The 1,422-nt window shown below is 74.0% G+C and carries 3 protein-coding genes; 2 read left to right on the forward strand and 1 reads right to left on the reverse strand.

The window, feature by feature from the left end; all coding sequences use genetic code 11:
- Positions 1-364, reverse strand: a 364-nt coding sequence (locus ACYVE9_RS26820) for a hypothetical protein (protein ID WP_461030486.1), incomplete at its 3' end; no start/stop codon positions are given.
- Between the two features lie 198 nt (positions 365-562).
- On the opposite strand from ACYVE9_RS26820, the gene ACYVE9_RS26825 reads away from it, so the two are divergent.
- Together ACYVE9_RS26825 and ACYVE9_RS26830 are read left to right on the forward strand one after the other, a co-directional pair.
- Positions 563-1,003 (forward strand): Lrp/AsnC family transcriptional regulator, encoded by a 441-nt coding sequence (locus ACYVE9_RS26825; protein WP_461030487.1) that lies wholly within the window; start codon positions 563-565, stop codon positions 1,001-1,003.
- A gap of 80 nt (positions 1,004-1,083) precedes the next feature.
- Positions 1,084-1,422, forward strand: a 339-nt coding sequence (locus tag ACYVE9_RS26830) for an amidohydrolase family protein (RefSeq protein WP_461030488.1), incomplete at its 3' end; no start/stop codon positions are given.

Here is a 1,422-nt window from a genome sequence, read left to right on the forward strand (position 1 = left end):
CGGCGTGCGAGAACGGCTGCGTCCGCCAGTCGAGGCCCTGCGGCAGCGTCGGCAGCGCCGCGGTGTCCTCGTCGAAGGCCAGCGACGATCCCGCCGGCAGCGCCTCGGCCACCGGCCGCCCCGAGCCCTGGCAGACGGTCAGGCCGAACGGGTCCCACGGGGTCGGGCAGAGCGCGTGCCGCGGCAGTACCCGCTCGTCGGCGAACATCGCGATGGGCCGGGCGCAGTCGGGGCAGCCCACGCGGTGGGTCTCCAGGTGCTCGTACCTGTCGGTGTCGGCGGACTGGTCGACGCTCTCCGCGACGGCCGTGTCGGTCTGCTGGAGTCCGGTCGCCTTGGCACCGATCGGCTTCAGAGTGTGCATGCAATCCCCCTCGGGTGAGCCGGCCGGGCGCACGGCGCTCAGCCACAGCAAGCACTTCCCGGCGTGCCAGGCGCATAATCGCGGCCGGCCCGGGGACACGGTCGCACTCGTGTGGCGTTCGTCACACCGGCGCGCGCGCAGGGCCCGGCCGTGCCGTCCGCTGTGCCGGAGCACGCCCGGCACAGTAGGTTGCGTGCTGTGGAGGAGTTGGACAGACGAATCGCGGAACTGCTCGTCAAGGACGGGCGGATGAGCTACACGGACCTGGGCAAGGCCACCGGCCTGTCCACCTCGGCCGTGCACCAGCGGGTGCGCAGACTGGAGCAGCGCGGAGTCATTCGCGGGTACACCGCACTGGTCGACCCGGAGGCCGTGGGGCTGCCGCTGACGGCGTTCATCTCCGTCAAGCCCTTCGACCCCAGCGCCCCGGACGACATCGCCGAGCGCCTCGCCGAGGTACCGGAGATCGAGGCCTGCCACAGCGTGGCGGGGGAGGAGAACTACATTCTCAAGGTCCGCGTCGCGACCCCCATCGAGCTGGAGCACCTGCTCGCCCGCATCCGCTCGTTGTCGGGGGTCTCCACCCGCACCACGGTGGTGCTCTCCACTCCCTACGAGGCCCGGCCGCCGCGCATCTAGCCCCGCGGCCCCGGGGCCGTCCCCGCCCGCTCCCGGCCCCCCGGCTCCGCGCTCGCCCCGACGGGCGGGAGACTGGGGCCATGAGCGACAGCGTCACCCCCCGGCCGAACCGCACCGTCCTGCTGCGCGGCGGTGAGGTCCACAGCCCCGCCGACCCCTTCGCCACTGCCATGGTGGTGGACGGCGACTCCGTCGCCTGGGTCGGCTCGGAAGGCGCGGCCGACTCCTTCGCCGACGGTGTCGACGAGACCGTCCACCTCGACGGGGCCCTGGTCACACCCGCCTTCACCGACGCCCACGTGCACACCACGGCGACCGGCCTGGCCCTCACCGGCCTGGACCTGGCGGGCACGTCCGACCCGGCCGCCGCGCTCGCCCGGGTGCGGGAGCACGCCCGGGCCCGCCCGGACGAGCGCATC

Source organism: Streptomyces sparsus, assembly GCF_054776295.1.